We start from the raw sequence: 24,058 nt of genomic DNA, 5'->3' as shown, positions 1-24,058 counted from the left end.
TCGGCAAGGAGCTATTGCTGCCGCACAGCAAACCCCTGCGCCAATGTCAACAAACTACTGCGAACCAAGTACCGGTTGACCACATCCTGCCAAGTGAGCTTGCTAACATTTTCCCCAGTCGCAGCGGTCAAAGTCAGGTCCGGCGTGAGCACATAACTCTGCACACCGCCAATGGGCGTAAACAGCGCCGTTCCATCCGTTTGTATGCTTATGGGCCCCTTTTGCGACAGGGCCAGTGGCACCAATGTGCCAAGGTCTTCCGTGTCCACAAAGGCTGGGCGCAGGATTTGTATATTGCCAGAGCTATCAGTAAAGCGGTACAGGCCATCGGAGCCCTGCGTCAGGCTGGCTTTGCCGGACATGCCACTGGTCGCCAGATAGTCGGGGCGAAATACAAATACGGTGCTGCCAGCCGTCACCGTGATGACGCCCTGGGCACTGATGTTGGCTTGCAGGCCCATGCTGCTCAAGAGAGAACCAAACTCCGCGAGATTTGACAAGGCCGGCGCGATGGAAAAGGTGCCGCAGCTGGTGCCTACGGTCAGCACATTGGAAGTTGTCAACACGATGCCAGTGCCAAGCGCGGTCGAGGTGCTGGCTTGCAGTGGGTAGAAAGCAATCGTGCGCCCGCCCTGAGAGAATTTGGCTACGCCGTTCGCGTTTTGTCCCGCATACTGCACGTCGCCGCCAAACTGGCTCTGCACCGCAGCCAACAAGCAACTGGTCATGCTCGGGCCTTGGCTCGCACTGAGATCCAGCACCGCGGGTTGGGTGCCGAAGCCAGCCGCAGAGGGCATGCTGACCAGTGTGGGGATTGGCGCTACAACCGGATCGGACCAGGTGACGACGATGGAGCCGTTACCACCGGTGCCTCGTCCAGCAGCACCGCCATTCGTTGACACCGTGATCGTTCCGCCGGTGCTGCCCCCACCGCCACCACCGGCACCGCCATTGCCCCCACCGCCGCCGCCGTAGCCACCGCCCCCACCACCACCGCTGACGCTACTACCGCCGCCGCCGCTACCTGATCCGACGCCGCCGACACTGCCACCGCTCCCGTTGCCACCACTCCCGCCGTTGCCACTACCGCCTGCTACGCCTGCACCACCGCCGCCGGCTCCGCCGACGCCGCCGGCTCCGCCCGAGCCTGGCAAACCAAGGCCGCCGTATCCGCCCGGACTGCCGTTGCCGTCGCCACCAAAGGTACCCGCTACGATCGACGAGCCACCGCCACCGCCCGCAATGATCTGCGAGGCAGTTCCAGCGTTGACCGTGCTAGCCCCGCCTCCCGCGCCGCTGGTACTGCCAGTGCCACCGCCACCAACATACAAGCTTAGCGTCGTGCCACCTACTCCGGTTAGGGTTTGCGTAACGACCCCGCCATTGCCACCGGCTGCCACTGAACTACCGCCACCGCCGCCGCCGCCCGTGGCCACAACGGTGACCGACGTCACGCCCGCGGGAATCGCGCAGGTCGCAGCACCCGGGGTGGTAACACTGCAGGAGCCAGCATGGACCGCTACGCCAGAGAATGCAACGACTGCAGCAAGCCCCCAGGATTTGAGTGCGCGCCATCCGGCGCCATAGCCATCGTCCAATGGCGGCATGCATTCACGCTTGGCAAACCAGGCGACAGAGATATTGGTGTTTCTCAAGACTGGGACTTCTGAACAAAGTGGTCTCATTGCTAAGTTTTTTAAGTGTTGCGACTAATGGATTGGTACAGGCGGCGTACCGTCTGAATGCGCTCTTGGCTTTTTGCCAATCCGCGTCATTTTGGTTAGCAAATGTGGAGGAAATGTGGAGACGGCATGCGAAGGCCCGCTGACCGCTAGCGTGGATGGGGCCGAGCCAGCATGGCTCCGTGTGCGAGGCAGCGCCGAAATGGAGCGCGCTAACTTTCGCGACCCGCGCCAGTCCTGCGTGATTACGCAGAAAAAATACATAGCGCTGCAGCACAAAATAAAAAAGGACTTGCAATTTCTCGCAAGTCCTTTCTCTCAACACCGGAATTTGGTGGGCAGTACAAGTTTCGAACTTGTGACCCCTGCAGTGTGAATGCTGGTGAACGCCAAGTGCTGGCTGAGCTTCAGAGGGGAAAAGCGATCAGGGCCGCCACGAAACGCCCCTGAATTGCACCAAATTACACCAAAAATTACACAGGCCCAGCGCTAACCCGGCTTCAACTTCTTCTTGGCCCTGTAACCAGCGTCAATCTCAGAACGCAGCCTGCTCGCATTGGCCTGCCAAGGGTTGTCATCCCACGAGTAGGCAAGAACATACGACTTGGGACCGTAGGGCATATTGGCGCATGCAGCGTCCAACGCAACTTTGCCGGCGATGGCCCAGAAGTCAGCCAAAAAATGGGCTTCTGAGCTCAGCTCGTCATCGTCTTCGGAATGATCTCGTGCATCACAGGCGGTGTAGGCAGCAAAGGGGTTTGTACCTGTTTGGCCCAGGTACGCCTTTGCAGCGTCAAGGCCGCGTTTGATGTCATCGGGGGTCGCGCCGTCCACCTCCAGGTGCAGCTGCAGGCCCTTGGGCTCGTAGTTTGGGTCGATATACATTTGGTAGTTTGAAAGTGCTAGATGGCTAAGCGGTGCTTGTAGTACGGACGCACCCGGTCGTTCAGGATGTCCCATTGCGAGTCGAGGTCGTTTGGGTCAGGGTCAAGCCAAAATTCTAGGTTCCCCCGCTTGATTGGAACGATGCAGCGGTCGTGACCGGCCGCCAATACCTCCGCAGGGGGATCATCGGTGATGAAGGCGAAGGAATAGAGGTCTTGCTTCCCCGGTGATGTCCAGTGTGACCATAAGCAGGCCACATACAGGCTCTCACCAGTGCTGGGGGTGAACTCCAAAACTACCCGTTTCCCGCTGGGGGTCACCACGTGCTCAAAGAAGGCCGTAACGATGGCGACGCCGTGGGTGTAGCCGAACTGCTTTCGCCAGAAGCCGTCCAAATTGTCCATCCGTGCGTTGTAAGTCCCCGGAAACTTGGTGTCGATGTCCTCCGGGGCACCAGCGATCCGGCACTGGTAACGCATGGGCCTCACGATCTTGCGGCCGTTCTCCACGATCAGGATCGGGACGAAGTACCCAGGGTACATCCGCGAGTCGCCCGCCCAAATGTCGGTCCTCTGAAGTTCGGCCAGCTTCTCTTGCGCTCGGGCAATCTTGCTGGTGGCGATTCGCTGATCTTCGGTCGCCTTTTTGGTGATCCGCTTCTGCAGGGCCAGCTCCGCCGTGGCCAGGCGGTCGCGCTGCTCAACGATTTCCTGCCCCAGCTTGGCCACCAGCTGGGCCTTGTGCTGCAAGACAACCTCGCGAATCCCCTTCATTTCAGCGCGCGTGTCTCGCTCAATAGCTATATCCAATGCCGAAGGGGTCTTGATCCGGTTGTCGTAGAGCTTCATGCCATACAGGTCGGCGAAGGTCTCTATGTCGATGTCCGCGCCAAACATGTCGCAGTACTCGTCGTAGGCATTCAGGACTTGGGCGGAATAGCACATCCGTCCATATTATCGCCACAACTACTGTATGCTTAAACAGTATTTTTAAGTGACGCCTTATGTTGATCCGCCGTTTAGACCAGCCATGCTGCACGTGCAGGTTCTATGGCGGCCTTCTGACGAAGACTTACACTCATGGGCCAGGCACCTACAAGCTAAGTCTCTGCAACCACTTTGGGAGCCCCCCTACCAACGCGCAGCCTCAATTCGGGTGCTGCCATTGGATGGACGTTACCAAGCCATGGATCAGGGAACGCACGCCGGTGAGGTGCGAGACCTGCGCTAACTGCGTCGGCTGGGATGGAAACGACATGATTGTTTGCCGCACATGGCGCGATCCCAATATCAATCCAAACCCGGAGCATGGCTGCGTATCATGGGTCGAGGCGCCAGAGATTGCTCTGGGCCTTTGGGACTGATCAATTGGAAATGGGCCCTTGAAAATGCTCGAGATGCCTCAAAGTAAGGCTTCTATGGGTCTTTAGCTCAACGGGAGAGCGGCGGTCTCCAAAACCGACGGTTACGGGTTCGACTCCCGTAAGATATTCAGAAGCCCTGTCCTCTCGACAGGGCTTCGCCATTTCTGGGGGTGTGATGGCCACTTCCTCAATTTGAGGCAGTTGACCGTATGAGATCGCACCAATACTCCCCAATTTATGGGATAGACACGCTGCCGTACCGCGATGAGAATTTCAAGTGCATGCGCAACCCACTATTGTCAGGAGACAGCCATGATTCGACCGATCCTCGGCCTAGCTGCAGCCCTCGCACTGGGATATTCCTCAATGCTTGCCGCAGCGACTATGGAGAAGCCTCGAGATCCCAAATGCTTGGCAGAGGCCGACAAGGAATACCACGCATGCATATCGCGCGCAGGTCAGTCCTATTCGGCGTCCGAAGCCTGCGACAAGGCATGGAGTGCTGCGAGGGCACGCTGCCCGCGTAAATAGCTGGTTCAAACGATGCCGTGTGGGGCGTGCATGAACTTCTGGGTGACCGGTCACCAGAGTAGTTAGATACATACTCTTCGGCACATCCCGACAAGGCCGCCTGAGTTTTCAGGGCATGCCTTGTCAGCGAGCTTCGGATACCTAGTAGCGGCAAAGCTGCTGACGTATCTTGTTGCTGCCTCGTTCCGCGGGCGCAACCCATCGTCGCAGACTTAGGTCTCATTGTTTCGTCCGTCGCTTTTGACCACAGCGGGGGCATGCCGCAATTCCGGCACCAAAAAAAACTTCAGTTTCAGCTACGTTTTGGGGGGGTTTTACGTTCAGAAAGCGCCCTAGTGCCAGCTATTCTCAAGCTCTCAACAACTCACTGGAGCTTCTTATGAGCAAAAAAATTTTCATTGTGGTTGGCGTGCTGCTACTGCTGGCCATTGGCTATCAAGTGGCGACCCATGGGGCCGCCGGAGTGCTGGTACCAGACTTCTCAAAGTTGAAGTAGATTCTTGGATTACTTTGCCCGCCGGCCAATGCTCGTAACCGGGCATTCGGCCGGCCATCCAAGGAGTTGCTAACCATGAAATTCACTGAAAGCCTTGATGCCTTCAATCAGCGAATGGCTGATGCTCTTAGCGGGTGCTTTGCTGCAGACGTGAAGCCATTTGAATCACTCGCTGGGATGCTGTGCTTTCGAGGTCCCATTGAAGGGCATCCAGATCCCTGTCACATAGGCACCCACGTCGCGATCACTTTGGAGAAGGATGTTCAGGCCGCGCTCAAGGATGCCTCGCCTGAGCAACGCGAGGAATACATTGAAGTACTCCTCTGCAGTCTTGACTCATCAGTTAGAGCGCAATACGACCCCAGAAACATTGGTCCATTTGCTCTCGAAGCGGTAGGAACCATGCATATTTTGCGCGGGCACAAATAACGCACTCTTTTGCTGCAAAAGTGACCCCGGCTCAATTTTCAATGGGGTAGTTTTCGTTGGTCCAGGCTATGCCCAAATGCATGCCCGCGGTTACTGCTTCACCTCGGGTCTCAAAGTACAAGCCACCGCCGTCAAGGAGGTGCTCCAAGGTGCGGCCGTCTAAATGCTCGGTGACACAGCACTTGGCGGCCCACCGTCCGTCCTGCATTGCCTGCGCGTTTCCTGATACAACAATTTGTCCGAGTTGGAGTAGCTTCTTTCCGCCTGACATTTCAACCTCTCCGTCAATCGTTCAATCCGATGTTAAGGGCGCCAATGCATGCTGCATTAAATAATGTAAGGAGCCCTATTTTTTTTGGGGGCCAAGGGTCTTGGGTGGCTTCGGGGTCTTTGGCTGCCGCGATGGCTTCGCTGAGATGCGTGGTTGCGGCAGGGTCGGCGCCGGCGGCAAGTAGCTGATGTCTGGGTCGCGGCCGAGGTTTCCCACCAGGATCAACTTGTTTGGCTTCTTAACCTCCACCGCACTGACGATCTTCCCTTTTTCATCGTGCATTACCAAGTCGGCATGAGGAACCACGATCTCAGTCTGTTTGCCGCGAACGGTGGCTGGCACTCTAGTGGCGGTGATCTCTGCGTCTTCAATGCCGTGACTCTGATCATTCAAGATCTGCTTCCTGGTGGCTCGGCTGATCGCTTGGGAAATTCCAGTGCCCCTTAAGCTCTTCGCGAGAACCATCACCTGCTTGGTGCGGTTGGAATTGGCCTCCATATCTGGTGTGATGATGCTGATTTCCAGGTTTTCGGGCTGTAGGCCAGATTCATCTTTAAGGGCTGCCAGATACACCTGAATTTCACTCCAGGAAATTGGGTAACCATGCGAGTCGAGCAGAATGTACAGCACATCGCCTGCACTTTTTGCCTGCACGTCTCGGTCTCCCGGCGTCACCTCGGTCATGTCCACGGAGTCAAGGAAAAGCCGCTGCTTCAATATTCGAATCTCAGCATCCTTTGCGGCCAACTGCCCCTGCAACTCGCCCTTTTCGCGCATCAGGGATGTATTCACGGATTGGTCGTAGGCGTGGGCGGCTGACAGCATCGCGAGTTCGTCGGCTGTCTCAAAGCTGCCTTGCAGGCGGGCCACGATCTCGGAGTTCATGGTCCTAGCATTGCGTTTTGCAGACTGCTCTATCCGGTCTTTCAAATCAACCGGGAATCGGATCTTCATCTGTGGGTCTTCGCGTGCCATCCCGACATGATAGATCACTGTGATCTAAAAAATTTCATGAAATCTCTTGCAATGTGGATCACGGTGGTTTACATTTAAATTGATGGATCACGGTGATCCAGAAAACAGGAGTGCAAATTGAAAGATGCAAGAACAACAGCGGGGTTTATGCTGCGGCTCCCAGATGACCTGAAGAAGTGGCTACAGCACCAAGCGGTTGACAACCGTCGTAGCCTCAACGGCGAAGTCCTGGTGCGGCTGGAGCAAAGCCAAGCGCAACAACTCAGCAAGCCTCAAGGAGCCGCCCAGTGAGCGCCCTCGTCACGTTGGCGGGCGACCAGGCCATCACGACGACCATGGCAATTGCCTCTGGTACCGACACCCAGCACAAGAATGTCCTCGAGCTGGTGCGCACCTACCGGGCCGATCTGGAGGAATTCGGAGGGGTCGCGTTTGAAACGCTACCCTTTGAAACCGCTGGCGGCACCCAGAAACGCGAGGTCGCTCTGCTCAATGAGCAGCAGTCCACGCTGATCCTGACCTACATGCGCAACAGCGACATCGTGCGTGCGTTCAAGAAACGCCTGGTCAAGGAATTCTGGGAAATGCGCCAGAAGGGCAACAACTTGCCAGTGCCACAGACCTTCCCAGAAGCTTTGCGCTTGGCGGCCGACCTGGCTGAACAGAAGGCCGAGACTGAACGTCAGTTGGCCCTGGCCGCTCCCAAGGTGGAATTCGCCAACACGATGCTGAACGCGGACGGCACCACCCTGGTACGCGATGTCGCCAAAACGATTGGTGTCGGCGTGCGCAAGCTGGAAAAGGCCTTGCGAGTCAAAGGCGTCATCTTGCCAAACAACGCTCCGGCCGCTGTGTATGTCGCGAAGGGCTACTTCAAGGAAGCCACTCACACTTTCGAGACGAACACAAAAGGCACCCAACTTTCGCATACAGCTCGGGTGACAGGCCTGGGCATTGAGTTCCTGCGTCGCTTTGCAGCCAGGCACTCCGACCTCCTCGGGGGTGCGAGTTGAACCCCACAAAAGGCGATGCCCCAGTGATTGGACCCACTGGGGCATCTGTATCGAAACCCACCACGCAAATGATCGGAGTCAACATGCTGAATTCTATGGCACATGAAACTGCCACACAAGAGACCGGGGTACGTGCCAACTCCACCCCTTCGGAGCACCCGCTCAAACTCAATTGGGAAATTGAAGCACTGTGTACTGCCGGTATCAAGGCAGCTGTCGAACTCGAAGGTTGGGACTGCAACGGCTTGGAGTTTGTTGTGAAGGCGTTGCTGTTGCGCATAGCCGAGCTGAACGGGGAATTGATGACCCGCGGGGAAAAGAAGCCGCAAAGCACATCCGCCGTAACCACGGTGATTCACCAATCGCAGTCTACAGAGGTGCTGCAATGACGACCGCTACAGCTACAAAGCCCGAAGTCAAAGCCACTTCTCTCTCCGCGCTCCCCTTCGTTTACCGCCCCAAGCGCGGCTTCAAGAACGCCAGCAACTGGCGCGTTCCGCCGACTGATGACTATGGTCGGGCGTGCGAGATTGGCCGGGAATACGCCGCACACTTCGTCCAGTTCCTGAAAGACAACCAGTTCTGGGTTGACTCGAACATGCTGGGCGTCATCGTGGCGGACATCGACTTCAAGGACGAGTCCGGCGCAAAGGGTTACTGGGTTGGCTTCTTCTCGCACCTGGAACGCCTGATCTACGCCACCGCGCAGAGTATCGACGTGTTCGCCGACGTGGACAAGATCAATGCCTACTACGCCGAGATCGCGGCCAAGAGAGCCCTCGAAGCCGAAACCGAGGAGTAGTGAGCCATGAACGAACTCATCCAAGTGGCAGAGCGCCAGATCGGTGACGGCAGGAAACAGACCGTCAACGCCCGCGACCTGCACGCCTTCCTTGAGGTGTTGCCATGACGACCGCTGAAGCTCCACTGCCTGATGCCGCCGTAATCGCCGCTCGACAATCCCCAGAAGCCGCGAGGACATCCTTTCTTCAGATTGAATGCGATCTGGTCCACGCACGCGCATACGTAGAGCTGGCCTACGACTTGTTGGACGGAATTGATTCGCACGACAAGGATAGCGTGATCGAGAAGACCGGCAAGGTATACAGCCTGCTGCACGCAATTGACACCCAGCTAGACAGAAGCGAAAAGATCATCGCCGCGCAGTGCTGGGAGTAGTCCAATGCCGCTAACATTGCCCCACTAGTGGATGGCCACTGTAGAAAGCAATGTTTGATGAACGTGAAGGTGGCTGGCAAGGCAAACCAAGTATTGAAGCCAGCGGTGATGGATCTACCAACACTGCGCGCGTACACAACGTTGAGCGAGTCGACTATTCAAAAGTTGGTTCGCGAAACTGAGTTCCCACCACCGCGCCAGCTGTCGGATCGACGAGTCGGCTGGCTAACCAGGGAAGTAGACGAATGGCTCGATAGCCGACCGATTGCAGATCTGTTGCCGCCCGTCAATTGCGGGTTTGGCCAGAATGGCCGAGGTGCAGATTGAATCTTCTGACGATTGACGACATCTGCGAGATGATCAAGATGAGTCGGACGTACACGCTCAATGTGATCGTAAAACGGCCAGACTTCCCGACGCCGGCAATTGGCAAGAGGAAGCCGCGGTGGGATCAGGAAGCGGTGGAGCGTTACTTTCAATCGCGACACCAGGTCGAAACGAAAGCTCAGGGCTAGGGCCTCAAGATTCGACACCTCTAGGCGTGCCGGTTCGATTCCGGCCCCGGGAATCTGCCCATTGAGAGTTCTCAGGCCTCCCTACGCAAACGAAGTCAAAAGTTATTTGCAAGCCTTCACACCCCAAAGTAAAATAGGCTATGCGCTCGTGGTGAAATTGGTAGACACGCACGCCTCGGCAAGCACCTTCGTTCGAACATGAGGATGCTTGCCAAGCGTGTGACTTGTTCATGGGGGTTCGATTCCCCCCGAGCGCACCAAACGATTTTTCCTGGCCCGCCTTCGCGGCTGAGGCCCAGGTAGCTAGTTTCTGTGCCGTGTCGAAGCCGGCACTAGGGGGAAACAGCAGTCAGACGCCGCCTCGCGATCGGCTTACAGCAGGTCCAGCACCACTTTGTTTTGCATCATTGACAGTTCTAGGTAGTCGGGGCCAACAAACAGTGCAGGACGTTTCCTATTCGCTTGCTTCACTTACTTTGATGGCGTAGGCTCGGCAGGATTGGTAGGCGTTGTTGACCTCGTCGGCTTCGCGGGTGAGCCTTGTGAATAGTTCAGTAGCTGGCTCTGAAAATAGCCCACCGGCTTCGGTTCGGTCGTCTGCACCAGCACTGGGGGCGGCGGAACTTTGGGCCGCGGCGCCACCACTACTGCCCCCACATCCTGGAGTTGCGTTTGGGTCGCGCAGCCGGTTTGTAGGGCCAGCAGCACGGCGAAGCTGGCCAGCCAGATCAGAAACAGTTTTTTGGTGGTCGGCATCTTTTAGCTCCTGGTTGCGGGTGAATTCGTTCAGCTTCTGCTCGGCGGCATTGGCGCGCGCTGTTTCCTTGGCCAGGACTGCGGCGGCATCGATCTTTTGCTGGGCAATCGTGGCGTTTGCCTTTGTCATGGCTGCGTCCCAGCCTTTGGTGTACTGGCGGTCCAACAAACCCAGCACTGCGGCTGCAATGGCGAGGCACGTCAGCAGGCCGCCCAGCAGCTTGTAGGGCAGCGGGATCATTCGTCCACCTGGTTGAATAGCGCCTGCTCGGCTTTGCGGCGCCGGGTTAGGCCGGCCACGACCTGGCCGTTGTCCTTGTTCCAGCGCGCAAGTTCGGCACACGCGCCGGCATAGTCTCCAGTGTTCAACTTCTTCAGCAACGTGCTGGTGCGAAAGGCGCTCGGGCCGCAGTTGAATGTGAAATCCACCAAAGCATCGAACTGGTTCTGCGTCAGCGGCACCGTCACATGGTCGTTCACCGTGTCCACGGCGTCGGCCACGTTCATGACTAGATCCTTGTCGGCCTTGTCCTGGGTGATCAGCACGCCAGGCACCACGCGGTGGGTATTGCCCCAGCCATCGGTCCAGACGCCGCCGCCGTCCTTGTAGGGCATCAGGCGGCATTGTTCAAAGGACTTGGTCAGGGCTAGGCCATTGGGTCCATAGGTCATGTTCATGGTTTTGGCCTCGAATCAAAATAGAACTTGATTGCTGCGGCTTGCAGCGCCATGTAGGGGCCAGTCACTGCGGCGATGATGGCGGCCACCTCGACGCCAGAACGCGCAGCGTTTGTCACGGCATAGACCATGGCCCAATCGGTCAGAACCTTGGTGCCCCACAGGATGTAGATCGTGACGACATGCTTGTCGATGTCGCGGCTGTCGATCCAGTCCCACCAACGGGCCAGCCATTTCATTTGCGCCGCCCTTTGATCTTCTTGTAGATCCACTCGCCAATCAGGATCAGTGTGTAGAGAGCGGCGAACGCAGAGGCCACATCGCCCCAGGACTTGACGCCGAGCGCAATCGCCCAGGTCGAAATGATCTTGAGGACTGGCGCAGCTATGGTGTTGTCGTCTGGAATGTTGTTCATTTGCTCTCCGGGTTTCTGACAAAAGTTAAATCGCTGCCCAGCTCCAGCGCGCACGGACGTGCGAGATTCCGGACATGCATTGCCCTCACTGGTGTTTTGCTGGAACTGTTTTTAGAATCGGGGGATGACCGAAGACCAAGTGCTCCGCGGCGCCATTACTGGCATGGCCATCCCTGTATGGGCTTGGCTAATCCAAAAGACCAAGGCCCACTTGAGCGCCCGCCGGGATCAGGAAGGGCGAGGTCTTGCGGAGCGCGTCGGCCGCCGACTGGGCCGCCTGTGGGCGCGCGCTTACAAGGCCACGAAGCAAAGACTGAACTGACGGCGAATAGAGTGCAGCCCCGCCGATCAATCCGGCCGGAATAGCCGGGTTCAACATGCCGCTGGCCAACGCCCCACCGCCCAGCCATAGCCGCCCAGCAGTTCCGCTATCGGGCACTTTGTTGGACAACATAGATTTGCCAGCCCCGCTCAGGTCTTGCATGAATGCGTTGCCTTCGGCAAACCGGGCCTTGTCCTTCGAAAAGTCTGCAGCCTTTACCGCGCTTTGAAGTTGCGCTGGTGTGAATACACCTTCGTCTGCGCCCAGATACCCAGCGGCCTTTTGCACGCGTTTGAAGTTTGCGTACCCGGTATTGATCGCCTTCAGTTCTTCGGCGTATTTTGGATTTGCACGTGTCACCAGCGCATTCAATTGGCTCCCGACTTCTTTCAACGCGTCACCCAGCAATCGAGCGTCTGGATCCTGAGACTGACCAAACCGTTTGATTTCCTTGCCCAGGTGTTCTTGGGTTGCCTTCAAGGTTTCGCCCGTCATGGACGATTGGCCTTGAAACTTGTTCAGAACACGGTCGCCCAAAATTTGCTCAAACTTGGCTGCGTATTTAGGGTCTAACGCACTCTCGGCCACCATGGCCTTAAGGCTGTTGACACCATTTACAAAGGTCTCATCCGCCTGGGTCGTCAGTTTTGGCAGAAGGTTGTCGTATGCCTTGCCAAGCGTATTTCTTGTGTACTCAACCGCATCGCCGCCAAGCTTGACGGTCATGGGCAGCTTTTCGCCAACAGGTTCAAGTGCACGGTTGAAAGCTGCTCGGTTCAAGTCTTCACCAGCTCGGTTGCGAGCTGCGGCAATTGCATCGCCAAGAATCGGCACGCTCTGGGCTTTCTCTTCCATCTTATTGGCCCAACCGCCCAAAGTCTGGCCGATGGTAGGCTTAACACCCTCCGAGGCCAACAACTCGACATTCGCGTTCTTGGAAGCATTGGGGCTGATGACGCGCGCCATGCCGCCGGTTATGGCTGGCACCGCGCCGCCGAACGCTGCGCCCAGCGCAACCTGCTTGGCTTTTTCTGTGGCGTAGTCGTCGCCCTGGGTAACGGGGTTCAGCAGACCACTCAGACCGCCGCCGGCCACACCAACCCCAACCCGTCCGGCCAGGGTGGCAGCCGCTGGCAGTTTCGAGGCCACTGCGAGATTCATTGGACTCGCGATATTGCCGATCGTGCGATAGCCGTCAAAGCCAGATTCCCCAGATGCAGCACGCCGAGCCTGATACTCGTCTTCCTGCTGCTTGAGCAGACCGTCAAGGCCGGTCTTTTGACCCAACACCAGATTTGTCAAGTTGCGCTCGGGGACCTTGGCAAAAACGCTGGGCAGTCGTTCGGCAAGCCAGTTGTTCACCGCGTGATTGGCGTCGTTGAAACCCTGTGGCATGGCGTGCTCAAAGAGCTGCGCTGCGCCGTCCAGCGGGTCCCTCATGCCGCGCAGAACCTTTTCCGTGCGTGAGATTGGCGCTGCCGCTGGTTGTCGAGCAAGGTCTGCGAACATACCGGAACCAGCGCTGTTTGGGTTCGGTGGGTTGTTCAGATCGTCGAATGCACCCATTACCAGCTCCCAGTTGCACCTGGGCCACCCGGAAGGCTGAGGCCCATTGCTTTCAAGCGGCGCTCTACCTCAGGCTTGGCAGCAGGATTGCGAAAAATGGTGTTTTGCGCATCTTTGATCACCTCGGAGGCGTTGTTGTAGCCGTAGTCCTTGATGGTCTTTTGCGACTGCGCGGGCGATGCGCCGCCAGTATTGCCGGGATCAACAGGCGTACCAGCACGGTCAGCGGATGCACGCATGCGCGACAGACCGCTTTGCACCACGTCACGGAAGTCGTGCAAAGCCTGCTGAAATTCTTTCGTGCTTTGAGCTGTATCCAACCGGGCGATGGCGTCGGTTGCCTTCTTTCCCTCCACCTCCGTGATTTGGCCGCCGCCCTTGAGCCCCTCGAAGGCCTGCATGAATGCATCGCCCTTGATTTGGTCCATTAGGACTGAGAAATTCTTGGAGTCCGTTCCAGGAACAAATTTCACTGGGTTCCATGCGCCAAGGCCGGTGCTCGATCCAAGGCCTGGGTGCTCCAGTACTTGGTCAATTTTGCGTGACAGGTAATTCGCTGAGGCGATGGCATTTTGGCGCGCATCTGTCGGCTTGACATCGGCTTCAACTTGCTTGATTGCCTTGGTTTTGTTTGCCTCGTTTTGGGCGAGTTCTGCGGCAGACGGCCCAGCTGCAAAAGCGCCGCCAGTACCGGACTGGGCTTGCAAGCGTTGAATCTCGCGCATGACGGCCGATTTATCTTGCGGCGACAAATTCGGGTTGCGCAGTTCGGCCTGCATGATCTGGATGGATTCAGCATTAGCGCCGTCTCGGCTTCCGCCGTTGTAACCAGCCCCCATAACGCCCGGTTGCGCTTGTCCGTTGATGACCCGGCCCTCGGTAGTGAACACCTCCCGCTGGGTTTGTGGGTCGAATACCTTCATCGGCTTTTGGTCTGCTGCAACTTGGCCATAGGCCCGCGCAGTATCCAGAGCGCCAGTCGGCGCACCGACCACAAGACCGCCCCTGCCATCAGGTTGCCACGCCGTTACCTGACCATTGGCAGAGGCATTCATGCCAGCTTGCAGCCCGCCACTGAAGCCTTGCGCATTGGTATTGACCAGGTTGCCGTTGACGTTCTGCCACTTCGGCTCCGACCGGCTGGCCAGCATCTCGCTGATTTTCTTGCCGCCGTTGAAGATCATGTCTGACTGGATCGCCTCGGGTGGAAGGCCAAACTGCTTTGCAAGGCCAATGATCCCGCCACCGGCGCTGGCGTTGGTGGCGCTACCGCCGATCCCGCCTCCAGCAGATGGCAGCGCTCCAGACAACGGATTACCTTGCATGGCCTCGGCTCCGGCGCTTGGATTCGCACCTTGGCCGCCACCGCCCATCATTTGCTCGATCATGGTCTGCATGCGGGCGTCCTTGATGGTCGCTAGCTTGCGGTTCTCAATCTCCGAGGCGTAGTTGTCCATCTGCATCTTCTGCAGCGCCAATGCCTGTTGCTTGGCCTTCCAGTCGTCGCTACCCTGCATCGCCCCCTGAAGGATCTGGCCGAAGTTTGCAGACTGTCCGCTACCGCCCAGAAGACCTAGCCCGATTCGAAAGGTCGGGCTTTCCATTGCGCTGTCGAGTAGACCCATGGTTATTCCCCCATTCCGCCGCCACCAAAGGCGCCGCCGGTGCCGTCGTTACCGCTGTTGCCGGCATCGCCCGGACCGAGGCCACCGCCGCGGTAGTTCATTTGGTCGTTGAGTTTCTTTTGAGCCATCAGCTCTTTGATATAGGCCAGTGTTTCGGCGTCAATCCCGGCAAATGGGTCGGCGGCCAGCTGTACTGGAGCGGCCGGCATGTTCCCAGCGGCGAAGGGGTTTTGTGCTCCATTCAGGTCCAGCAACCCGTTGGGATGGCCGACCTGGCCGTTATTCACAACAGGCGCAGCAAACGCCCCTCTGCCGCTCTGCATCATGCCGCCAGGGCGCACTGCACCGCCATATCCACCAACGGATCCGGGCGCGCCGCCCGTCTGCCGCTGGTAGGTGCTGGTCATGCCGCGGTTCGCAAAGTCCAGCAAACCCGGCATGGTGTTGTTGCGGAAATTCTGCGTGTCGTTGAACAGATTGGAGTAGCCCTCGATCTGCTGCGGGTTGAACGGTGTCCGCTCGTAGTACCGCTGCAGGTCAGCGCCCTTTTTCAGGTTGTCCAGCATGTAGGGCTGGGCCGCCGCCCACGGGTCATGGCTTTGCGTTGACGAGGCTTGCTGGCCACCACTCCCATTGATGGCTTTGCCGATTACCGCGCCGCCAACTGATGCTACTGCTGCCCAAGACATATCAGTCTCCAATCTTCAAGAGGTTCTCGCAAAACAGGGCGTACTCAGCCGGTGTTTGCGCAACGAATGTTTGCTCTATCTCGTCTAGGTCCGTGCTGTCGGTGCCATGGATGGTGGTCCACACGGTGTCTTCGTGCGCATATGCAGCCCGGCGGGTGCCTGGCGGAGAGACGATCGTGAAAGGAGCCTGCACACGCTTGACGGTGCCGTCTTCCAGCATCACGGACATGTCGCCCTTGGACATGATGTTGAGGTTCTCGTACTTGTGTATCTTTCCAGTGAGAGTCGTACCCTTTGGGATAAACAACTCTCGGGCGTACACACCTTTGGAAAAGTGATTTTTGACGGGCAATTCAACCGTGCCAGCCTCTCTTATTGCAGCCTCCAGGGCGTCTACTTTCTCAAATGGCGTCAGCGCAGGATCCGCGACGACTTCAAAGCCCTTGCCATAGGCCACGTTCATGTGCCGTATCCGTAGTTGCTATAGAGTGCTGCGCGATCAGCATTCCCTGCCTGTGGCTGATTGGCCTGCCACTGTCGGTACATGTCGTATCCCATCAGCCCGCCGCCAATGGCCGCCGCGTAGGGATTGCTGGCATTGGATTGTGTTCCGGTCGATGTGCCGCCCTGGCCGCCCGCGGCATTCGCCTGGTTGGCAAAGTACTGCTGGTAGGTCATGGGCGTGTTTTGAACGGTCGTGCCCGCCTGAATGCCGGCGCCGGTTTGCCCGTTCATGACGTTGGTGGCGTTCAGTCCGAAATTGGCCGATGCGAGCTGGTTGTTGAAATTGCTATTCGCAATATTTGCATCAAGGCCAGCAAACCCAAGGTCACTCGAGCGCAGGCCCAGGTCGTAGCTGTTGTTGATGGACTGCTGCTGCAGGTTGCGGTTCTGCTGGTTGGTCCAGTCGGTGCCGTAGAGGTTGGTCAGGCTTTGGCCCATGCTGCGGTTCAGGTCGTTCAGGCCATTCGCCTCCACAACACCCTGTCGCGAGCCGCCGAACCCGCCGGCGGCCATCGCCCCGGAGCGCACCAGGGGCGCCTGGTTGCGGGAGTAGTTCTCCTGCATCTGGTCGATCATGACCTTGCCCATGTCCTGCAGGTACGGGTTTTGTCCGCTGCTACCAGGCTGTGTGCTGCTCTGCATGCCGCCATAGCTGTTACCGCCACCGAAGCCCAGATTGCTACTGCCGTTGCCGCCGGCGGCGAGATCGCCACCACCCCAGCCGTCGCCCACACCGTGCAGACCTTTGCCGGACTGGCCGTAGCCAAACTGCACGCCCTCGTACACACCGCCGGGCGCCCAGTCTGTGGCGGCATTGGGTGCACCGGTGTAGGTGCCGGCCTGCATGGCGCTGTAGGCGCCCGGGCTGCCGTTCTTCATGTCATTGAGCCAGCCGCTGTAGTTGTTCGCCCACGCGCCGTTCGGGTTGGCTTGTTGGTACTGCTGGAAGTTCTGCTGCATGGTTGGCGCATAGCCAGACTCGCCGCGGATCTGCGTAATCAGGTCGTGCTGTTGCCATGGATCTGTTACGCCGTTTTGCTCAAGAAATTGACGCTCATTGCCACCACCGGCCATGAAGTTCCGGTAGTCGTCCCCTGTGTAACTTTTGCCGCCGATGTTGATGGGCATGCTGCTCTCCTATCCTAAAAATCGCCACGCGCCGCCGCGATACATGTATGCACCGGCCCCAGAACCAGGATTCCAGGTCGTGCCATCTGCCTTGACGATCATTCCGTCGTTGATCTTTTTCGGGGCCGCATAGAGCGTGTCCAAAATGATGAATTGGTGCGCTGTTTCGATGGCCTGCGCCACCTTGGCCAGCTCCTGGCGCACGAATTCCGCCGTGACCTGCTCGGGCACGGTTCCAGGTGTGTAGCGGCCCATCAGAAGGCCCCTGCCTTCACATAGTCGATGTCAAAGGACTTCATACGCCAGGCTGGGTAGTCGGAGTTCGAGAACCGCACCGAAATGAAGCGACCAGACACGAAGGTGTCAACCTTGATAGATGACCCCACTGTGAAAGTCTGCGCAGCGCCCCACATGGGCGCCGTGTCTGGGTACATGGACGCGCCCACCTGGACTGTGATCTGCGCTCCTGCAATGCTGTCAATGCGCGGGCGGATGGCGCGCACGGTCTTGACCGAGTACGGATCGCCGAGCGTCAAACCGGTGCGTTCCAGCTTGGCCGAAATCAGGCTGCCAAAGTCGGTTGTTCCCGTGTCGACCAGGCTGACCAGGGGCGTCGTGTGCGTTGTCAGCATGCGAGCCTCGGCTGGCGAGTATTCGTTTTCATTCCAGCTGGTGGCGTCGGTCTCCCAGACGTCATCATCGGCCCAGGTAGAGTTCGTCCCGGCGTAGTTGATCTGCCCGAATGCGCCATAGGTCACGTTCGACAGCTCCTTGATGGCCCAGGTCTTGTCGATCCAGTTCCAGACGCATGCGCGGTTGCAAGACGTCACCTCGCCATACGGGAAGCAAATCCACACCTCGCTCTTTTGCGGGTTCGCCGTGACGAACGCACGGGCGTAATAGGTGCTGCTGATGTTGTTGAAAATGTAGTTTCGCACCAAGCCATTGGCGATGGATGGAACACTGCTGCCGTTGTTCAACACTACATCGCCAGCCGCCAGCACCACATGGCCCAGGGGGGTATTGACCGCGCAGCCGCGTGCCAACATGCCAACCTCGCACGGCAGGCGCTGGAAACGGAAGATGTACGGCGCGCCCACCAGTGTCATGGCGTACATGGACCGCTCTTTGTAAATAATATTTACGTCGCCGAGCGGAAGGCAGTCCACCAGCAGGTCTGGCGTTTCGGCCAAGTCCTGCTCGCCGGCGTCCTTGGCCGGGTCCGTGGCATCCCAATCTCCAGCGCCGGATATGGCGCCCGGGTTCAGGGTTGTGCACCACTTCACCATGTGCGGATACTTGTTCGCTCCTTTTGTGACATTTAGGGCCACGATGTAGTTCTTGAACGGGCGCAGCGTCATGGCGCGCCAGGTTGCATCCCAGCCGCCGATGGTGGCCAGCGTCCCAGTGCCAGCCCAAAACATAGGAGCATCAATTCCGTTGTTCAGGATCAGCACGCCGTTGATGGAGCCACCTGTCCACCGATCATCAATGGCGCCGGTAGGCGCGGCCCCTGTGATGTTTGTCCTGGTTGTGCCGTCGTCAACATAAACCGCGGCGATTCCCGCATGCACCCAGTAGCGGTTCGCGGTCGTGGCATATGGCGTGATGAAGTATGGCGTGACCGCAGGCACGGCGAACACAGCCGACGTGCCCTTGAAGCGCTCGGCGTAGCCGTTGTTGAACCGCATGTTCAGCGTGTCGCCGGACCAGACGCCGTTACCGAGTTCCTCCGGCGACAGATCGGCGTCTACCCCGATACCGCAGTTTTCTACAGTGACCAGCATCTTGACTCGCTCAGGCCAGAATCTCTGCCAGACGCCCAGGCGCCAAAATGCCAGCATCCGTCAATGCTCGCAGGCCTGCAATGGTGTCGGCAGCGTCCAGGTGCACAACATCTGTGACAGCGTTCAGCAACTCGATGTAATCGTTCACCAGGGCGTTAACGGCGCCGGCGGCCCGGATGGCAATGCGCTCGGCTTGAGTGAAGCGCTGAAGGTACTGCAGCTTGGTGAGGGTGCGTGTCGGCGCTGGTGGCGGCGGAGCGACTGGTGTCCAGTACTGCTTTTCTTCGGTCGCTCCGTTCTCATGGGTGACACGGATCAAGTCGCCATCGACCGGGTATACGCCAGGGTTCGTCAAATTTTCCGTGATCATGGCAGCATCCTGTAGATAGCACCGCCGATCTTGTCGCCTGCGGCAGAAGCCAGCAATGAGGTTTTGAACTCGATGACGCACGAAGAATCGAACTGCAAAAATGGCAGGTTGTAGCTCTCTACCATCTCTGGAGTTGGTACGCCCAAAGTGGACCCGGTTGTGTAGAACCCTCCTACCATGGCTGAGTTAAAGCCGATGTCGATACCACCATTGGGTAGCAATATGTCGCCGCCAACAGCAGCCCCCGCATTCAACGAAGGAAGTTGCGTAACCGCACCGATAACCATTCGATTCGTTGCCGCCAATGTGGTGGTTGGAGCAATTGTGTAGACCGTGCCGTCGATTGTGAGCCGAACAGTCGGCGTATAAACAGCCCCAGTATTCGTCGGTGGAACAACGCAATACAACCGACCGCGGCCACTCAACGTAGCTAAGGTGACATAGGTATCAGCAGTCACCATTGGCGCCTGCGCACCGCGCAACGCCATAGCGGTAAAGAACGCCGCAGCATTTACTGCGGAACAATTTGTGCTTGCCGCAACAGCGGTCTTGAGATACAGACTTGCCTCTGCAACCTGAAACACTGGCAGTTGCCGCGGGTCAGCAATCCAACGTCCACCACCGCCGGCATAAGTACTCAGGTTCCCGCTCATACGAGCCTCCACGAATTGTTCAGGTATTGGATGTAGAGGCAGGTCCGCTTGCTGTCCAAGATCAGCGTTCCGATGCTGTCGTCCTCAAAGGTCTTGCCGTTCAGATCCAGCACCGCATCTGCGCGGCCGTTGGCGATCTTGATTGCCAGGATGTCGTTTGCGGCCGGCGAGGCGGGGGCCTGAAGCGTGCAAACACCGGCGTATGTCACCAGGTATGGCACGCCGGCCGTCATGGCTTGCGTCGAAGTGCTGACCGTGGTCCACGGCTTGCTGTGCAATGCCACCCAGGACGCAGCGGATCCGTTGGTTCCCAGGATCTTGCCGCCGTTGCTCGACTGACCCGGCAGCACGGCGGTGATGCCGCTCGAATTGAGGATGGCCTGCTGGACCGCGTACATGGTGGCCAGCAGCAATTGCGAGGCGCTGGTGGCGTCTGTTGTGCTGCCAGTGACACCTGGGAAGCTGGCTTGCAGCACAGCCTTGAGCAAGCGCAAATGATTGTCGCCCTCGCTCTTCTTGTCGGAGGCAAGTGGCAGCGTGGGGTCAAGCTGCGCGATGTTGGTTGCGGTTTCTACAGTCATTGGCCTTCACCCGGTAAAGATGCGCGAGCGCGTGCTGCGGCCACGCCCCATGGCGTCTACGCGCAGCGGGACGATTGAACGACTGCGGTTGTCTGCGGCCTTGGCGCCCGCCAGGGCGGACTGGTATTTACCCTCCCAGCTTGCGAACAGGTCAGGATCGCGTGTGTAGCGAGCAATCTCCACCATGCCGGCGGCCAGGTACACGTCAGGTCGCGTGGTCAAAAGCTGGTTGGTGGTGTTGGTGTCCGAGAGATTTGAGCGTTTGACATAGCGAAACGGCACCTGATAGGCCGCGTTGCACGGGCAGTCAAATCGGACATTGCTGCCATCGATAGCCCAGTAGCGCGGGATGGACGAATAAACGCTGTACTGCAATTCATCGGGCAGCGCGGGATCGACAGGCGTACGTATTCCGTTCGAAATGATGAGCCAGAGCGCGATTGGGCTGACGAAACCAGACGGAAGCGCGATGGTGGCAACCCCTGATGTGGCTGCCAGGGTGGTTTCGGTCTCCATCGTCTTGAGGATGAGCGCGTCATTCAGACGCGCCTCTGCCAAGGCGATGAAATCCCCGAGCATTGCGGTCAAGTCAGATCGATTTGACCAAGTTACCAGCGCGGTTTTCAGTTCCGCGTAGGTGCCAATGCTCACGCAGCATCCCCGGAAGAAGATGCTTCACCGCCGCCGGTTTCGGGCGCTGGTGGCTCCTGCGCCTTGCTGCCCTTCTTGCGGGCTTTTGGCGCCGCGGGCTCGGTTTCGGGCGCTGGTGGCTCTTCAACGGCCCACCCAAGCGGCTTGAGTCGATCGATTTCACCGGTGGAATGGACCACGGTCGCCCCATGCTGGGCATGTGTCATGCGCACTTCCATGCTGTTCTCCTTGTGCGGCCAACCAGCTACCGCTGGCGGGCCTGCTGTTTGGTTTAGGAAGTGGCGATCGGCGTGGCCGCCGTGCCGGTGTTGCTGTACACACCCTCCAGTACCCACTGCGTGGAGCTGATGGCTGTGACCTTGAAACGGTCACCGGTGAACCCGCCTGTGGTCGTTCCGGCCATGGAAACGGATCGGTGTGTAGTGCCATTGGCCAAGAAGGCTTCGGCAGTAGTTGCTGCGGAATTCAGCGAGCTGACGGAGCCAACCAGGAACTCGGTGGCCGCAGAGGTGATGAACTTGAATACGCCGGACGACCAGGCGATCGTCGCGATGAATTCGAATTGCATCCCGATGACCGGTGTCGGCAGCGTGTAAGTAGTGCCCGCGGCTCGGTCAAACAGGCAGAGCGCACCAGACTCCTTGGCCAGCAACGTGCGCGTTGCAACTGCATCACCAATGATCTGGCGCGCGGCGCCACGTTGCTGAGAGAGCCCGGCACCGTAGGTGACTTGCTCGTAGTTTTGTGCTGTTGTGGAACTCATGATGTTTTCCTTGAAAAATTGAGGACGTGAAAAAGGGGCCGAAGCCCCTTAAGTCAGTTCTGGATGCGGCAGGCCCATGCAGGACGCAGGGTCTTGAAGCCGTACAGCATGTCGATACGCATCAGCAACTCGTCGTTGCGGATGTCGGATGCCATCCATACGCGCACGCTCAGGCCGTCCATCGTCTTGCGCACGCACTTGGCTGCGTCGTCCATGAGCGGCAAGTCAGCCGACACGAAGGTGAACGCATCCTGGTGATACATCAGGTTGGACCGGTAGCTGGTGCTGGCGGCACCGTAGAAGGTCAGCGTCTGGCTGTTGAAGTCGGTGGTCAGCAACGTGGAACTGGTGCTGGAGACGACGTTCTTCTTCGGCCCTGTCAGGTAGATCGTCGGAGACACTGTGGTGGTGCTGGCACCAATGGCTGTGATAACGAACTGCTGCAGCACGCCGTAAGACTGTTTGGTCTCAGGGTGGCAGGCATAGACACCAGCGATGGTGAATGTCTGGCCAACACGCTGATCTGCCACAGCAACTGTGGTGTGCATGTCCACGGTATTACCGCCATCTGTCACCAAGGCCGCGGCGTCGGTCGTACCAGTCACGTCAGCACCATTGGTCACCGCCCAGGTGCGCTCGTTCTCGTAGAAGTCCGCCATCGCGCTACGACCGTAGTAGCCTTCAGTGAAAGCCTTTTTGATCTGGTTGTCGGGGGCAAACAGAGCCTTGTTGGCATTCACAATCGACGCCATGGTGACGGAATCGAGCTGCAGCGCGCGATTCATGTCCTTGGGCGCCAGGCCTTGATTTAGCTTGGCACGTGCGTTGAACAGCGCGGTGATGTCGCTGGACGATGAGCCAACCACCGTGCCGGCCGTACCGACAAAGTTGTAGGTGTCCTTGGTGGCCTGGGTCAAGCAGTCGCCGTCGATGCCGGAAATCATCACGGACATGGCGGGCTCGATGTAGCGCTTGCTGAACGCATCCACAGCGCTGGGGTTGTCCACTTCCAGTGTCAGTTCCGCGCTGTTGAAGCGCATGTCCACACCGTCCTGCGTAGCGACCGTGATGGTCTGCGTGGTTTCGTTCTGGTCCTGAACGTCCATGACCCGCGAGCCCTGGCGGCGCGTGTATTGGTTCGGATCCCGCACGCGCAGGTTGGAACCGATCTTCGCCCCGTTCTTGGCGAACGAGTCGTCATAGTCGCGGTTGATAGTTGCGATGAAGGTGGCCTTTTCGTGCGCGATGCGCAAGGCCTCCTTGGCCACCATGTCGATGACCTTGTTGGTATTTGCCATGTTTCACTCCAGCGTCTCTCGACGGATAGATGCCCCTTTGGGCGGTTAACGGTGTTTTGCGATGTAGTCGCGCCGAGCCTTCGCGTATTCCGCATCAGACATCTGGCTCAACCTTTTGGCGGTCTGCGCGGCACCTCCAGTCACACGCGTCACCGGTGCCGGTGCGGCTGTGGGCTGGTTTTGTGTACGCTTGACTTGCAGTTGGGAGTACTTGTGCGCCATATCCAACAGCTTGATGAATTCAGGTCGCCGGATTCCGCTGAGAACTTCAGCGGGGTAACCCATACTCATTGCAAACTTGTGGAGTTCCTGTTGCTTCTGTGGTCCCCAACCCTTGATCTCTCTCGCAACAACCGCTTGAGCCTCTTGCAGTTGCTTGGCACTTTCGTGCTGCGCCTGCAAAGCCGCCTGCTCTTGTTTCTGAGTGAGTGAGCTCACCAGCTGGCTCCTGGCCTGTTGCAATTGCTGGTACTCAAACCAGGCACTCTGTGCCTTGACCGGGGCCTCTTGGTTGAAGGCTTGCCAGTCCACTTTCGAGAACTGTTCAAGCCGCTCATCAGCGGCCACGATCTGCGCCATTTCACGCAGGTGGTTCTGCATGGTTTGGGCGTGTTGGGCTGAAGTCGCCTCAAAAGTCTTGCGCTGTTCAGCCAACTCCTGCGTTTTGCGCGTGTAGTCGGCCTGCATCAGCCGCTCGGCTTTGAGTCTTTCGACAACCTCTTTTTTGCCGCGCAGCTTGACGCCATCTACCTCGTCTTCGGCTTCCTCATCTTCGGTTGTCTGCCCATCTTGGTGCAGGTCCGCGTTTGAATCGCCATCAGAGTCAGGGGCATCAAATGCCGACACCATTTCAGACTGTTCGCCTGATCCAGAGACCGGCGCATCCATCTCCACCACGGAATCCACTACGGGTTGTTCCATTCACTTGCTCCT

General features: G+C 58.2%; 31 protein-coding genes and 2 tRNA genes. 9 read left to right on the top strand and 24 right to left on the bottom strand.

Features of this window, described 5'->3' with window-relative positions; all coding sequences use genetic code 11:
- Positions 1–11: 11 nt before the first annotated feature.
- The 3 genes from AC07OO_RS22090 to AC07OO_RS22080 all read right to left on the bottom strand — a co-directional run bounded on the left by AC07OO_RS22090 (position 12) and on the right by AC07OO_RS22080 (position 3,463).
- Positions 12–1,655: a hypothetical protein gene (locus AC07OO_RS22090; protein ID WP_495084304.1), complete on the bottom strand. Its 1,644-nt coding sequence runs from the start codon at positions 1,653–1,655 to the stop codon at positions 12–14.
- 516 nt (positions 1,656–2,171) lie between these two features.
- Positions 2,172–2,567 (bottom strand): hypothetical protein, encoded by a 396-nt coding sequence (locus tag AC07OO_RS22085; protein WP_495084303.1) that lies wholly within the window; start codon positions 2,565–2,567, stop codon positions 2,172–2,174.
- 17 nt (positions 2,568–2,584) lie between these two features.
- The gene (locus AC07OO_RS22080; RefSeq protein ID WP_495084302.1) at positions 2,585–3,463 is read right to left on the bottom strand and encodes an SOS response-associated peptidase family protein; all 879 of its coding nucleotides are present in this window, start codon (positions 3,461–3,463) and stop codon (positions 2,585–2,587) included.
- A gap of 523 nt (positions 3,464–3,986) precedes the next feature.
- Here AC07OO_RS22080 and AC07OO_RS22075 point away from each other — a divergent pair.
- A tRNA-Trp gene (locus AC07OO_RS22075) sits at positions 3,987–4,058 on the top strand.
- Between the two features lie 974 nt (positions 4,059–5,032).
- Positions 5,033–5,386: a hypothetical protein gene (locus tag AC07OO_RS22070; protein ID WP_495084301.1), complete on the top strand. Its 354-nt coding sequence runs from the start codon at positions 5,033–5,035 to the stop codon at positions 5,384–5,386.
- 31 nt (positions 5,387–5,417) lie between these two features.
- Here the strand turns inward: AC07OO_RS22070 and AC07OO_RS22065 are convergent, their stop codons facing one another.
- Positions 5,418–5,657 (bottom strand): hypothetical protein, encoded by a 240-nt coding sequence (locus tag AC07OO_RS22065; protein WP_495084300.1) that lies wholly within the window; start codon positions 5,655–5,657, stop codon positions 5,418–5,420.
- 75 nt (positions 5,658–5,732) lie between these two features.
- Positions 5,733–6,632 carry an Arc family DNA-binding protein gene (locus AC07OO_RS22060; protein WP_495084299.1) on the bottom strand — a complete coding sequence of 300 codons (900 nt, stop codon included), beginning with the start codon at positions 6,630–6,632 and terminating at the stop codon, positions 5,733–5,735.
- A 117-nt stretch (positions 6,633–6,749) separates the two neighbouring features.
- On the opposite strand from AC07OO_RS22060, the gene AC07OO_RS22055 reads away from it, so the two are divergent.
- From AC07OO_RS22055 to AC07OO_RS22025, 7 genes are all read left to right on the top strand, one after another.
- On the top strand, positions 6,750–6,923 hold the full coding sequence (locus tag AC07OO_RS22055) for an Arc family DNA-binding protein (protein WP_495084298.1): 174 nt from the start codon (positions 6,750–6,752) through the stop codon (positions 6,921–6,923).
- Positions 6,920–7,645, top strand: coding sequence for a Rha family transcriptional regulator (locus AC07OO_RS22050; protein WP_495084297.1), 726 nt, complete (start codon positions 6,920–6,922; stop codon positions 7,643–7,645). Before AC07OO_RS22055 ends, AC07OO_RS22050 begins: the two co-directional genes overlap by 4 nt.
- Positions 7,646–7,713: 68 nt before the next feature.
- Positions 7,714–8,034 carry a hypothetical protein gene (locus tag AC07OO_RS22045; RefSeq protein WP_495084296.1) on the top strand — a complete coding sequence of 107 codons (321 nt, stop codon included), beginning with the start codon at positions 7,714–7,716 and terminating at the stop codon, positions 8,032–8,034.
- Positions 8,031–8,447 carry a hypothetical protein gene (locus tag AC07OO_RS22040; RefSeq protein WP_495084295.1) on the top strand — a complete coding sequence of 139 codons (417 nt, stop codon included), beginning with the start codon at positions 8,031–8,033 and terminating at the stop codon, positions 8,445–8,447. Before AC07OO_RS22045 ends, AC07OO_RS22040 begins: the two co-directional genes overlap by 4 nt.
- Positions 8,448–8,551: 104 nt before the next feature.
- A complete protein-coding gene (locus tag AC07OO_RS22035; protein ID WP_495084294.1) occupies positions 8,552–8,824 on the top strand; it encodes a hypothetical protein in 273 nt (90 codons plus the stop codon).
- Between the two features lie 57 nt (positions 8,825–8,881).
- Positions 8,882–9,151: a helix-turn-helix transcriptional regulator gene (locus AC07OO_RS22030; protein ID WP_495084293.1), complete on the top strand. Its 270-nt coding sequence runs from the start codon at positions 8,882–8,884 to the stop codon at positions 9,149–9,151.
- Positions 9,152–9,481: 330 nt separating this feature from the next.
- Positions 9,482–9,599 (top strand) — tRNA-OTHER (locus AC07OO_RS22025).
- A 194-nt stretch (positions 9,600–9,793) separates the two neighbouring features.
- On the opposite strand, the gene AC07OO_RS22020 is transcribed toward AC07OO_RS22025, so the two are convergent.
- From AC07OO_RS22020 to AC07OO_RS21930, 19 genes are all read right to left on the bottom strand, one after another.
- Positions 9,794–10,336 (bottom strand): hypothetical protein, encoded by a 543-nt coding sequence (locus AC07OO_RS22020; protein ID WP_495084292.1) that lies wholly within the window; start codon positions 10,334–10,336, stop codon positions 9,794–9,796.
- On the bottom strand, positions 10,333–10,773 hold the full coding sequence (locus AC07OO_RS22015) for a lysozyme (protein WP_495084291.1): 441 nt from the start codon (positions 10,771–10,773) through the stop codon (positions 10,333–10,335). The genes AC07OO_RS22020 and AC07OO_RS22015 overlap by 4 nt, the downstream gene beginning before the upstream one ends.
- The gene (locus AC07OO_RS22010) at positions 10,770–11,012 is read right to left on the bottom strand and encodes a hypothetical protein (protein WP_495084290.1); all 243 of its coding nucleotides are present in this window, start codon (positions 11,010–11,012) and stop codon (positions 10,770–10,772) included. The genes AC07OO_RS22015 and AC07OO_RS22010 overlap by 4 nt, the downstream gene beginning before the upstream one ends.
- Positions 11,009–11,188: a hypothetical protein gene (locus AC07OO_RS22005; protein WP_495084289.1), complete on the bottom strand. Its 180-nt coding sequence runs from the start codon at positions 11,186–11,188 to the stop codon at positions 11,009–11,011. The genes AC07OO_RS22010 and AC07OO_RS22005 overlap by 4 nt, the downstream gene beginning before the upstream one ends.
- Positions 11,189–11,375: 187 nt before the next feature.
- The gene (locus AC07OO_RS22000; RefSeq protein WP_495084288.1) at positions 11,376–13,076 is read right to left on the bottom strand and encodes a hypothetical protein; all 1,701 of its coding nucleotides are present in this window, start codon (positions 13,074–13,076) and stop codon (positions 11,376–11,378) included.
- Positions 13,076–14,701 carry a hypothetical protein gene (locus tag AC07OO_RS21995; RefSeq protein ID WP_495084287.1) on the bottom strand — a complete coding sequence of 542 codons (1,626 nt, stop codon included), beginning with the start codon at positions 14,699–14,701 and terminating at the stop codon, positions 13,076–13,078. Before AC07OO_RS21995 ends, AC07OO_RS22000 begins: the two co-directional genes overlap by 1 nt.
- 2 nt (positions 14,702–14,703) lie before the next feature.
- A complete protein-coding gene (locus AC07OO_RS21990) occupies positions 14,704–15,390 on the bottom strand; it encodes a hypothetical protein (protein WP_495084286.1) in 687 nt (228 codons plus the stop codon).
- 1 nt (position 15,391) lies between these two features.
- Positions 15,392–15,853: a hypothetical protein gene (locus tag AC07OO_RS21985; RefSeq protein ID WP_495084285.1), complete on the bottom strand. Its 462-nt coding sequence runs from the start codon at positions 15,851–15,853 to the stop codon at positions 15,392–15,394.
- Positions 15,850–17,022 carry a hypothetical protein gene (locus AC07OO_RS21980; protein WP_495084284.1) on the bottom strand — a complete coding sequence of 391 codons (1,173 nt, stop codon included), beginning with the start codon at positions 17,020–17,022 and terminating at the stop codon, positions 15,850–15,852. Before AC07OO_RS21980 ends, AC07OO_RS21985 begins: the two co-directional genes overlap by 4 nt.
- Before the next feature lie 9 nt (positions 17,023–17,031).
- Complete coding sequence (locus AC07OO_RS21975; protein ID WP_495084283.1) at positions 17,032–17,277, bottom strand: hypothetical protein; 246 nt, start codon at positions 17,275–17,277, stop codon at positions 17,032–17,034.
- A complete protein-coding gene (locus AC07OO_RS21970) occupies positions 17,277–18,809 on the bottom strand; it encodes a hypothetical protein (protein ID WP_495084282.1) in 1,533 nt (510 codons plus the stop codon). Before AC07OO_RS21970 ends, AC07OO_RS21975 begins: the two co-directional genes overlap by 1 nt.
- 10 nt (positions 18,810–18,819) lie before the next feature.
- Positions 18,820–19,179: a hypothetical protein gene (locus tag AC07OO_RS21965; RefSeq protein ID WP_495084281.1), complete on the bottom strand. Its 360-nt coding sequence runs from the start codon at positions 19,177–19,179 to the stop codon at positions 18,820–18,822.
- Positions 19,176–19,832, bottom strand: a complete 657-nt coding sequence (locus AC07OO_RS21960; protein ID WP_495084280.1) for a hypothetical protein — start codon at positions 19,830–19,832, stop codon at positions 19,176–19,178. The genes AC07OO_RS21965 and AC07OO_RS21960 overlap by 4 nt, the downstream gene beginning before the upstream one ends.
- Positions 19,829–20,413, bottom strand: coding sequence for a hypothetical protein (locus AC07OO_RS21955; protein ID WP_495084279.1), 585 nt, complete (start codon positions 20,411–20,413; stop codon positions 19,829–19,831). Before AC07OO_RS21955 ends, AC07OO_RS21960 begins: the two co-directional genes overlap by 4 nt.
- Positions 20,414–20,419: 6 nt before the next feature.
- On the bottom strand, positions 20,420–21,064 hold the full coding sequence (locus AC07OO_RS21950) for a phage adaptor protein (protein ID WP_495084278.1): 645 nt from the start codon (positions 21,062–21,064) through the stop codon (positions 20,420–20,422).
- Positions 21,061–21,282: a hypothetical protein gene (locus AC07OO_RS21945; RefSeq protein ID WP_495084277.1), complete on the bottom strand. Its 222-nt coding sequence runs from the start codon at positions 21,280–21,282 to the stop codon at positions 21,061–21,063. The genes AC07OO_RS21950 and AC07OO_RS21945 overlap by 4 nt, the downstream gene beginning before the upstream one ends.
- Before the next feature lie 53 nt (positions 21,283–21,335).
- Entirely contained in the window at positions 21,336–21,827 is a 492-nt protein-coding gene (locus tag AC07OO_RS21940) for a hypothetical protein (protein ID WP_495084276.1), read from the bottom strand.
- Between the two features lie 53 nt (positions 21,828–21,880).
- The gene (locus tag AC07OO_RS21935; protein WP_495084275.1) at positions 21,881–23,125 is read right to left on the bottom strand and encodes a P22 phage major capsid protein family protein; all 1,245 of its coding nucleotides are present in this window, start codon (positions 23,123–23,125) and stop codon (positions 21,881–21,883) included.
- A gap of 45 nt (positions 23,126–23,170) precedes the next feature.
- Positions 23,171–24,046, bottom strand: coding sequence for a hypothetical protein (locus AC07OO_RS21930; protein ID WP_495084274.1), 876 nt, complete (start codon positions 24,044–24,046; stop codon positions 23,171–23,173).
- Between the last annotated feature and the right edge of the window lie 12 nt (positions 24,047–24,058).

This window comes from Rhodoferax sp. GW821-FHT07G04 (genome assembly GCF_059418585.1).
Note: the sequence above shows the minus strand (reverse complement) of the source record. Positions and strands in the feature narration are given on the sequence as shown.

Bases quoted from the DNA above. Each gene is read 5' to 3' on its own strand.
- AC07OO_RS22015 (WP_495084291.1), bottom strand. From the start codon at position 10,773: ATGAACATGACCTATGGACCCAATGGCCTAGCCCTGACCAAGTCCTTT.
- AC07OO_RS21945 (WP_495084277.1), bottom strand. From the start codon at position 21,282: ATGGAAGTGCGCATGACACATGCCCAGCATGGGGCGACCGTGGTCCAT.
- AC07OO_RS21930 (WP_495084274.1), bottom strand. From the start codon at position 24,046: ATGGAACAACCCGTAGTGGATTCCGTGGTGGAGATGGATGCGCCGGTC.
- AC07OO_RS22020 (WP_495084292.1), bottom strand. From the start codon at position 10,336: ATGATCCCGCTGCCCTACAAGCTGCTGGGCGGCCTGCTGACGTGCCTC.
- AC07OO_RS22030 (WP_495084293.1), top strand. From the start codon at position 8,882: ATGAACGTGAAGGTGGCTGGCAAGGCAAACCAAGTATTGAAGCCAGCG.
- AC07OO_RS22000 (WP_495084288.1), bottom strand. From the start codon at position 13,076: ATGGGTGCATTCGACGATCTGAACAACCCACCGAACCCAAACAGCGCT.
- AC07OO_RS22085 (WP_495084303.1), bottom strand. From the start codon at position 2,567: ATGTATATCGACCCAAACTACGAGCCCAAGGGCCTGCAGCTGCACCTG.
- AC07OO_RS21935 (WP_495084275.1), bottom strand. From the start codon at position 23,125: ATGGCAAATACCAACAAGGTCATCGACATGGTGGCCAAGGAGGCCTTG.
- AC07OO_RS21990 (WP_495084286.1), bottom strand. From the start codon at position 15,390: ATGTCTTGGGCAGCAGTAGCATCAGTTGGCGGCGCGGTAATCGGCAAA.
- AC07OO_RS22065 (WP_495084300.1), bottom strand. From the start codon at position 5,657: ATGTCAGGCGGAAAGAAGCTACTCCAACTCGGACAAATTGTTGTATCA.
- AC07OO_RS21940 (WP_495084276.1), bottom strand. From the start codon at position 21,827: ATGAGTTCCACAACAGCACAAAACTACGAGCAAGTCACCTACGGTGCC.
- AC07OO_RS22060 (WP_495084299.1), bottom strand. From the start codon at position 6,632: ATGGCACGCGAAGACCCACAGATGAAGATCCGATTCCCGGTTGATTTG.
- AC07OO_RS22005 (WP_495084289.1), bottom strand. From the start codon at position 11,188: ATGAACAACATTCCAGACGACAACACCATAGCTGCGCCAGTCCTCAAG.
- AC07OO_RS21975 (WP_495084283.1), bottom strand. From the start codon at position 17,277: ATGGGCCGCTACACACCTGGAACCGTGCCCGAGCAGGTCACGGCGGAA.
- AC07OO_RS21995 (WP_495084287.1), bottom strand. From the start codon at position 14,701: ATGGGTCTACTCGACAGCGCAATGGAAAGCCCGACCTTTCGAATCGGG.
- AC07OO_RS21980 (WP_495084284.1), bottom strand. From the start codon at position 17,022: ATGCCCATCAACATCGGCGGCAAAAGTTACACAGGGGACGACTACCGG.
- AC07OO_RS21965 (WP_495084281.1), bottom strand. From the start codon at position 19,179: ATGATCACGGAAAATTTGACGAACCCTGGCGTATACCCGGTCGATGGC.
- AC07OO_RS21985 (WP_495084285.1), bottom strand. From the start codon at position 15,853: ATGAACGTGGCCTATGGCAAGGGCTTTGAAGTCGTCGCGGATCCTGCG.
- AC07OO_RS22080 (WP_495084302.1), bottom strand. From the start codon at position 3,463: ATGTTTGGCGCGGACATCGACATAGAGACCTTCGCCGACCTGTATGGC.
- AC07OO_RS21960 (WP_495084280.1), bottom strand. From the start codon at position 19,832: ATGAGCGGGAACCTGAGTACTTATGCCGGCGGTGGTGGACGTTGGATT.
- AC07OO_RS22035 (WP_495084294.1), top strand. From the start codon at position 8,552: ATGACGACCGCTGAAGCTCCACTGCCTGATGCCGCCGTAATCGCCGCT.
- AC07OO_RS22045 (WP_495084296.1), top strand. From the start codon at position 7,714: ATGATCGGAGTCAACATGCTGAATTCTATGGCACATGAAACTGCCACA.
- AC07OO_RS22010 (WP_495084290.1), bottom strand. From the start codon at position 11,012: ATGAAATGGCTGGCCCGTTGGTGGGACTGGATCGACAGCCGCGACATC.
- AC07OO_RS21955 (WP_495084279.1), bottom strand. From the start codon at position 20,413: ATGACTGTAGAAACCGCAACCAACATCGCGCAGCTTGACCCCACGCTG.
- AC07OO_RS22040 (WP_495084295.1), top strand. From the start codon at position 8,031: ATGACGACCGCTACAGCTACAAAGCCCGAAGTCAAAGCCACTTCTCTC.
- AC07OO_RS21970 (WP_495084282.1), bottom strand. From the start codon at position 18,809: ATGCTGGTCACTGTAGAAAACTGCGGTATCGGGGTAGACGCCGATCTG.
- AC07OO_RS22070 (WP_495084301.1), top strand. From the start codon at position 5,033: ATGAAATTCACTGAAAGCCTTGATGCCTTCAATCAGCGAATGGCTGAT.